We start from the raw sequence: 8419 nt of genomic DNA on the forward strand, positions 1-8419 counted from the left end.
CTTTTCCATTCTCTTACTAAGTATTTGCTGTTTGACAGTTGGCAGCATTTGATTGACTTCATGCTCTCGGATTCAGTGTTTTCCCTAACCACTGACTCCTCCTAGATTTTTGAATTTGGAATTGCTGATTAAATAGACACGTCTGGAATATTAACTAGGTTTCAAAAAAATGGTATAATGGGATTTTGACCGTCTACCAAAATGAAAAATCCACTTCATTATATTCAATAATATCGGCACCGAACAAAACAACTTTTGGGAATAACCAACGACCAGTTTCGTGATTTGTTGAACATCGCCCAAGTCCATCATAACTTACTTCAATCAGAGATAGAACGTCAGAAGGTACGTATAAATGAAAAAGGAGGAGGTCGGAAACCGAAACTGCCGATTCCCGAAGAGGTCTGTTTGTTTCTATTTTATTTGAGGCAAATGCCAACATTTGAAGTTTTAGGGTTACAATTTTGAATCTCAAAAAATGAGACTAATGGTAAGCGTTCAGGGGGTAGAAAAAAGAGGAAAAACAGCCCCAAAAATAAACTAATAAAATTAAGCCGCTTTCAATAACTCAGAATCATCAGAACAAGTACTATCTTCTGGAAGCAAAGAAGGTGCAGTTTTACAACCACGAGCAGCAACAACAGCTTGAGTCATAAACTCCAAGACATTGCGCTTTTGGGATTTGAGGGTTGTAACGACAGTTAACATCCGGGCAACAAAAGCACTACCAGCAGCCGTTTGAGAACCAAAACTAGTACGTCGCCATATTACGGCAGGACGAATAGCCCTTTCTGCTGCATTGTTAGTCGGCTCAACACCCTCACAGGTTACAAACAACCATATCGCCGACTCAAAGAGAGCGTAATTGCCGACAAGTGCGAACTGTTTTTGCGCTTGGGTGTTTTTTCCCGTGCTGTAATCTGGTATTCGAGACTCTTCAAGTAAAGTTGCGTTGATGGATGAGCGAATTTCCTGAACCAACTCACCAAAATCACCACGAGATAAAGTACCATCTCGGACTCGATGCCATAACTCAAATAATTTTTCTTGTTGTTTAACCAGTGCAGTTCCCAATTCTGCGGAGACTCCAGTCCGTTCCGATATTTTGATAAATAAACGAGCGCAGATGCAAGAAACACAATTGCCGCCTTTCTAAATCTACCCAGTTGTAAGCACCATGACGGTCAGAGTTTAAAATTCCCCTGAAGTTCTGCTTTTCTGTTTGGGCTGCTTTTTTTCAATTCCTGGAGGGTCGGTTGAGGGCGGTGATGATGAGTTTTTTGATGTTTTATTTACTTTTTCTAATAACTGCTGCTGAACCAATAACAATTCAGCTTGTTGTTTTTCCAATATTTCTATTCGCTGACCCATCTTCTCCACCAGCTTTTTGACGCTGATTGGAGTTCTCTCCCAATCTTTGGGGGGTACTTCCTCTAAGTAACTTGGATCATTTTCTTGCATAAATCTCACATTACCAGATTCTGGTTGCCATTTTTGGCGATCGCACTTCTACCCCCTGAACGGTTACGTTAGAAAGTCGTCAATGTCAGGTTTTATGGTTATTAGCGCAAGGGAAAAAAACCAAAGAAGTTGAGGAAGTCACAGGCTATAGCAGAACATGGATATACGCACTGGTGAAAAGGTATAACGAATTAGGCATCCATGGAATAGGCGATCGCCTCCGTGAAAATCGAGGAGCAAAGGCGTTAATAGATGACATTCACCAAGCACAACTATGGCAAGCTTTGCAGTCAAATGGACAACTATGGGGGATTTTGGAATGGTCGAAAAGTTGCGGATTGGTTAAGTGAAGTTACAGGGACAAAGATTAGTAGATATAGAGGGTGGGAGATATTACGGCAGATGAGTTTTAGGTTAAGAGTACCTCGCCCATGCCATACAGAAAGTGACTACTTTGAGCAAGAAGCCTGGAAAAAAAACTAGCTACGGAAGTTGAAGAACTCAAAGCTACTTACCCGGATGCAGAAATTCAACTTTGGTGTGAAGATGAGCATCGTTTAGGACTCAAGCCAGTTATTCGACGAGTTTATGTTCCCGAAGGTCAAACCCCAATTGCCAATGTTAACTGGAGATATAAGTGGTTATGGTTGTATGCATTTGTACATCCCAAAACTGGAGAAAGTTATTGGTGGATTCTTCCTTACGTAAATACGGAACTATTTAACCATGTTTTAGCAGATTTTGCTCGTGAATTCGGTTTACGTGCTGATAAACACATTCTCTTAGTTGTGGATCAAGCTGGGTGGCATACCAGTAAATACCTAGAGCTTCCCGAAGGGCTTCATTTGACATTTTTGCCCTCTCATTCACCCGAATTACAACCCGCAGAAAGATTGTGGACTTTAATTAACCAAGCAATTGCCAATCGAACATTTGAGACACTCAATGATTTAGAAGAAATTTTATTTCTTCGCTGTCAATCTTTACTTCAACAGCAAGATTTGATTCAAGGGCTAACTAGTTTTCATTGGTGGATTAAAATCGGACTTTAATCGTAAGTGATTTACGGAACATCATATTACCTGCTCAAATGTAAGTTGATTGAATATTTCCTATTTGGCGATCGCTTAAAGCTTGTAAAGAAGAAAACAGTTCATTATGAAGTGATTTTTTGAGGAACTGCCAAAGCCTCTCGATCAAGTTGAGTTCTGGAGAATGGGGTGGTTGAAGCTCTTGTATAATATTCTCCGGTCAACGAATTGCAGAACTAGTATGATCAGAAGCTTGGTCAATCTGTAAAATTGCATAGTCGCTGCCTAATTGCTGAGATAACCAGTCCAAAAACTTTTGAAAATACTCGCCGTTGAGTTTGGGGTAAACGTGACTGGAAATGCTTTCCTGTCAAGGGTTCAATTGCACCATAAATCAAAAAATTTTCCCGTTCCCATTTTACCTCAACAGTGGATTTGACTCATGTAGCTGTAATCACTTTTCCTGTGAGAGTTTTTAGTCCCACCCTGGTTTCATCCTGACACCCGGTAGTGGACGCACTTGCCAAGTGCTGCGAAGTTTTTCCAGATGATCGCACCAGAAGACCAAGTTTTTTTTTAATTCAGATATCAGTTCTTCATCCTGCTTATAGCAATGGTTGCGCGGTACTTTTAGTTTCGCACAACCATCGATATTGAACCCAGGCATAAACTGTTCCATACTCGATATCTTGCCCATGTTCTTTTTTTAACCACTCTACTATTGCACCATAACTACTAAACCCCTTTTCTGTTTCTAACTCCCCCTTGAGTGCTGCGATCGCACCACGCGGTGATTTTTCGTTTTGCTCCTGCTTTCTTGATGGACAGTAAACCAGACAATCCACCCAACCTATACTTCTGCAAGCATCTTGTGACTGTTGAAGTATCTCTACTCAAGCGTTTCCCTATTTCCTGCTGCTCCTTTACCTGACCACTCTTAAGCCACCACAGCATCTGTAACTTTTCTTTCTGGTTTCCCAGCCTAGCTGTTTGTAGGCGTTTTTTTAGTTCCTCTTCGCTTTTTGCGATCTCAATCTTAAAAGGGCGGCTCATGGGTATGTAAACTTACGGAGTTTGCTATTATATGCAGCTTCATATTAAATTGGTATTACAACCCTTTCGATACGGGAACAGATGAATGCTTATGTCCAAGAGCAATGGGTGCGGTGCATTTCTGATTATTACAAATCATTTCACAATTGCTCAGAGCGAGAAGTCAAGCTAGCCAGCCTGGAATTGCACCATTCAAGACAAAAAATATCTCAAGTAATTACGATTTCAGATCAAGAAAAAGCAGCTTATTTAGAATTAGCTGAAGCCAAAGAAGTGAAGTGCTAAATAGGGGTTCAGAGCTTTTTTACTTTTCGTACTACAAAATGACGTGCGGAAGCTGGGTTTGAAGATGACCAAATGTTTAAAGGCGATAAAGGGGCTCGATGAGGAGAAAATATTACGATACCCCATTTAATTCTTGGTACAGGTTAGTAATCATTGAGGATGGCTAAAGTCTTATATGCACTTCATACAAGTTATCAGGTACTCTGCTAAAACTTTGACATGAGGTTCACTCAGCATCGTCAAGTGGTTACCCGGAACAAAATGAATATTTAGTTTTCTTGATGAAAATTTCTGCCAATCTAATCTGGAATTTTTTAAATCCTCCAAAATTTCTGAAGATTGAACATCTGTCTCACTACTGAAAAAGCAGGTGATTTCATTGGGATATATCTCTCGTGGTATATACACAGTTTGTATATTAGCCTTATAAACTTCTACTAAACCGCGAAGTTGTTTGATGCTACTATTAGGAGGCAGCAAATTAGCTGCTTCCAAACGTTCCCGAAAGTAATCTAACTGCTGATCTGACGGAATAGTTTTGAGAAAATCACCAGAAATTTCTAAGCTTTTTCCATATATTTCTTCAAACAGAGAGGCAATGAGATTCAACCAGTCAGCATTATCAAAATGATCAAAATTATTAACATTTCTAGCCTCCATACTAGGTGCACCAGAGTCCAAAATAGCAAGTAGAGGTACTTCATATCCTCTTTTTTGTAACTGTTGAGCCATTTCAAAAGCTACCAGACCTCCAAAAGAATGGCCTCCTAATAAATAGGGACCTTCAGATTGTAAAGATTGTATTGCTTGAATGTAATATGCAGCTATGTCTTCAACTTTTGTATGGATCTGGGATTCTCCATCAAGACCAAGTGCTTGTAGGGCATAAAAAGGCTGCTCTCGACCTAAATAATGGGCTAGTTTGTATAGATATATAGGATTGCCACCAGAGCCAGGAACACAGAAGAAAGGTTTTTTAGAACCAGTTGAATTAATTATTACCAACGGAGACCAAGTTGAGGGATTTATTGGTTCACGAATAATTGTTGCTAGTTGTCCAACAGTGGGATATTGAAACAGTGTTGCTAAGGATAAATTTTTACCAAATTGCTGCTGAATTTGTGCCATCAATTGAACAGCTAATAAAGAATGTCCACCAAGGTCAAAGAAGTTATCCTGAACTCCAATAGGGTAGATATTCAAAACGGCTGCCCATATTTCTGATAATTGATGTTCTACAGGATCAAGAGGTGGAGCAAAGTGAGTTTTGACAGTGAGATTTGTGGAATCAAGTAAATGCAAGTTCTGCCTATCAACTTTACCATTAGGTGTCAGTGGTAGAGAATCTAAATACACAAACGCTGAAGGAATCATGTAATCAGGTAGCTTTTGCATTAAGAATTGTCGCCATTCACTGATACCAGGAGTTAATTGCTCATTTAGTACTAAGTAAGCTACTAGCCGCTTATCTCCAGGAATATCTTCACGGACGATGACTATAACTTGTTGGATTTGTGGATGGGTGCTGAGAACGGATTCGATTTCTCCGAGTTCGATGCGTAATCCGCGTATTTTGACTTGATTATCAATCCGTCCAAGGTAATCAAGATTACCATCAGGTAAATAACGAGCTAAGTCCCCTGTTTTGTAAAGGCGTTCTGATTTACCCTCAGAAAAGGGATTGGGGATAAATTTTTCTAGGGTTAATTCTGGACGGTTCAGGTAGCCTCTGGCTAAACCATCACCTCCTATGTGCAATTCTCCAGGGACACCGATAGGAACTGGTTGTAGATGGCAATCCAAGATATAAACTTTAGTGTTGGCAATGGGATGACCGATAGAAATTAATCCGGACTGAGGCTCAACCTGAGAGATTAGTGACCAGATAGTAGTCTCTGTAGGACCATAAACGTTCCACAAGGAAGTACTCCTTGCTTGTAATTGATTCGCTAGGTTCTGAGCTAAAGCTTCACCCCCACAAAGTATTTTTAATTGATGAGAATTTTGCCATCCAGCTTCTAGCAATAATCGCCAGGTTGCTGGGGTAGCCTGTATAATTGTGATATTTGATTTTATCAGCAAGTTTAACAACTGTTTGCCATCAACGATAACTTCACGCTTTGCTATCACCAAACATGCACCCACGATTATGGGCAGAAAAATCTCCAAAGCAGCAATGTCAAAAGTAAAAGTTGTCACTCCCAGAAGTACATCATCTGCTGTCATTCCTGGCTGCTGACGCATAGTACATAAGAAATTAACCACAGCACTATGTAAAATTTGTACAGCCTTGGGCTTGCCTGTAGATCCAGACGTATAAATAGTGTAAACTAGGTTATTAGATCTAACTTCAGTGATTGGGTTTTTTTGACTTTGCTGGGCGATATGATGCCAGTCGATGTCTAGAAAAACTACAACCACCTGATGTGATGGTAAACCTGGAACAAGGTGCTTTTGCGTCAATAACACTTGGACACCAGAATCATCAAGCATATAACTAAGGCGTTCAGTGGGATAATTGGGGTCAAGAGGGACATAAGCACCACCAGCCTTGAGAATCCCCAAAAGTCCCACCACCATCTCCACAGAACGTTCTACACAAATACCCACCAGCACCTCAGGTTTGACTCCCAATCCCTGTAAATAATGTGCTAATTGGTTGGCTGCTTGGTTTAATTGTCGGTAAGTCAGGTGCTGGTCTTCAAAGACAACAGCAATATTATCTGGAGTTTTCTCTACCTGTTCCTCAAACAATTGATGAATACACTTATCAGTGGGATAAGTAGTTGCGGTATCATTCCACTCCACCAGTAACTGATGACGTTCTGCTGCACTCAACAAAGGTAATTCACCCACAGGCAAGAGTGGATTTTCCACAATTGCGAACAACAAATTCTGGAAATGACCAGCCATGCGTTCAATAGTTGACCCATCAAACAAGTCTGTATTGTACTCCCATGTCCCTACCAATCCCTGGTGAGTTTCAGTCATCGACAATGTTAAATCAAACTTAGCAATTGTGCTGTGGTGATCTAACTGACTAAATGTCAGACCAGGTAATTCTATTTCACCTATTGGTTGATTTTGCAAGACAAACATTACTTGGAACAGGGGGGAATAAGCTAAAGAGCGTTTTGGTTGCAATGCTTCCACTAGTTGTTCAAAAGGCACATCCTGATGTTCATAGGCTTGGAGGGTGGTTTCTCTGACTTGTGTCAGCAAAGTCTGGAAACTGGGATTATTTTCAAACCGAGTTCTCAACACCAGCGTATTCACAAAAAAGCCAATCAATGACTCAATTTCACTAAAGTTGCGATTGGCAATGGGAGTCCCAACTAAAATATCTGATTGACCAGTGTAACGATATAATAAAGTAGCAAACGCCGCATACAAAGTCATAAATAAGGTTGTACCCGATTTACCAGACAGAGTTTGCAACTTTTGGCTCAAATCAGTATTAAACGTAAAACTTTGTGCATTACCCCGGTAAGTTTGCACACTCGGACGGGGACGCTCAGTGGGTAATTGTAACAATTGTGGCGCACTATCCAATTGAGACAGCCAATAATTGAGTTGGGTTTCTAAGATAGACCCACTTAACCATTGTCTTTGCCAAAGGGCAAAGTCTGCATACTGAATTGGTAATTCTGGTAAAGTAGATGGTTGTCCTGTGGCAAAAACTTGATATAAAATCGATAATTCTTGGATGAGTACCCCGATTGACCAACCATCAGAAACAATGTGGTGCATTGTCAGTAAGACAATATATTCTGTGGATGATAATTGCAATAAACTACACCTGATTAATGGTGCTATTTCTAAGCTAAAGGGGGTAGTTGCTTCTAGTTGTGCAAGTTGTTGTAAGACAGTTTCACGTTCTGTGTTTGCTAGTTGCTGTAAGTCTACCAATTTGATGTTGATGGTGGTGATTTCCAGATGAATTACCTGTAGTGCAGTGCCATTTACCGCTGGGAAACTAGTGCGTAGTATTTGATGACGCCGGACTATTTCTGAGAATGCTTGTTGTAAAGCATGAATATTTAAATTACCACTGATGCGAACTGCTATTGGTACGTTATAAGTAGCACTTGACCCTTCGAGTTGATTGAGGAACCACAGTCGTTCTTGTGCCCAAGATAGGGGTAGTTGCTCTAGGTCTGTGTGTCTTGGTTGAATTGGGGGAAGAGTTAATCCGCTGTCTGTAGTACGTAATTGAGTTAATATTTTGTCTAATTGAGTTACTGTGGGTGATTCAAAAACTTTTCTCAGGGGGATTTCGACGCTAAATACCTGTCTGAGTCGGGAAATTAATTGGGTTGCTAGTAGGGAATGTCCTCCTAAGGTAAAGAAATTGTCGTGAATACTGATATTTTCTACATTCAGAACCTGGGTGAAGATGTTGGTGATTATTTCTGCGCTTGGTGTTGTTGGTGCGACATATTCCTGTTCTCTGGTTATTAACACCTCAGGTGCTGGTAGTGAAGAGCGGTCTATTTTGCCGTTGGGTGTTAATGGTAATGTGTCTAAGCTCACAAAGGTTCCAGGCACCATGTATTCTGGTAGCTTTGATAACAGGAATTCCCTGAGTT

The 8419-nt window shown here is 40.5% G+C and carries 7 protein-coding genes and 1 pseudogene; 3 read left to right on the forward strand and 5 right to left on the reverse strand.

The window, feature by feature from the left end:
* Positions 1-255 precede the first annotated feature (255 nt).
* On the forward strand, positions 256-468 hold the full coding sequence (locus OGM63_RS20110) for a transposase family protein (RefSeq protein WP_263747432.1): 213 nt from the start codon (positions 256-258) through the stop codon (positions 466-468).
* An 81-nt stretch (positions 469-549) separates the two neighbouring features.
* Here OGM63_RS20110 and OGM63_RS20115 read toward each other — a convergent pair whose 3' ends face one another.
* Together OGM63_RS20115 and OGM63_RS20120 are read right to left on the reverse strand one after the other, a co-directional pair.
* Positions 550-1074, reverse strand: a complete 525-nt coding sequence (locus OGM63_RS20115) for an IS66 family transposase (RefSeq protein ID WP_375340503.1) — start codon at positions 1072-1074, stop codon at positions 550-552.
* Between the two features lie 117 nt (positions 1075-1191).
* Entirely contained in the window at positions 1192-1461 is a 270-nt protein-coding gene (locus OGM63_RS20120) for a hypothetical protein (protein WP_263747433.1), read from the reverse strand.
* Between the two features lie 68 nt (positions 1462-1529).
* On the opposite strand from OGM63_RS20120, the pseudogene OGM63_RS20125 reads away from it, so the two are divergent.
* Positions 1530-2513: pseudogene (locus OGM63_RS20125) on the forward strand (IS630 family transposase); the annotation flags it as partial.
* A gap of 34 nt (positions 2514-2547) precedes the next feature.
* Here OGM63_RS20125 and OGM63_RS29910 read toward each other — a convergent pair.
* Together OGM63_RS29910 and OGM63_RS20130 are read right to left on the reverse strand one after the other, a co-directional pair.
* Complete coding sequence (locus tag OGM63_RS29910) at positions 2548-2703, reverse strand: transposase (protein WP_375340504.1); 156 nt, start codon at positions 2701-2703, stop codon at positions 2548-2550.
* 394 nt (positions 2704-3097) lie between these two features.
* The gene (locus tag OGM63_RS20130; protein WP_263747434.1) at positions 3098-3337 is read right to left on the reverse strand and encodes a hypothetical protein; all 240 of its coding nucleotides are present in this window, start codon (positions 3335-3337) and stop codon (positions 3098-3100) included.
* 289 nt (positions 3338-3626) lie between these two features.
* Here OGM63_RS20130 and OGM63_RS20135 point away from each other — a divergent pair, with 289 nt between their 5' ends.
* Positions 3627-3830, forward strand: a complete 204-nt coding sequence (locus OGM63_RS20135) for a hypothetical protein (RefSeq protein ID WP_263747435.1) — start codon at positions 3627-3629, stop codon at positions 3828-3830.
* 171 nt (positions 3831-4001) lie between these two features.
* Here the strand turns inward: OGM63_RS20135 and OGM63_RS20140 are convergent, their stop codons facing one another.
* On the reverse strand, positions 4002-8363 hold the full coding sequence (locus OGM63_RS20140; RefSeq protein WP_263747436.1) for a non-ribosomal peptide synthetase: 4362 nt from the start codon (positions 8361-8363) through the stop codon (positions 4002-4004).
* Between the last annotated feature and the right edge of the window lie 56 nt (positions 8364-8419).

Origin of the sequence: Plectonema radiosum NIES-515, assembly GCF_025753815.1 — a bacterium.
Taxonomy (GTDB): Bacteria; Cyanobacteriota; Cyanobacteriia; order Cyanobacteriales; family Nostocaceae; genus Hassallia; species Hassallia radiosum_A.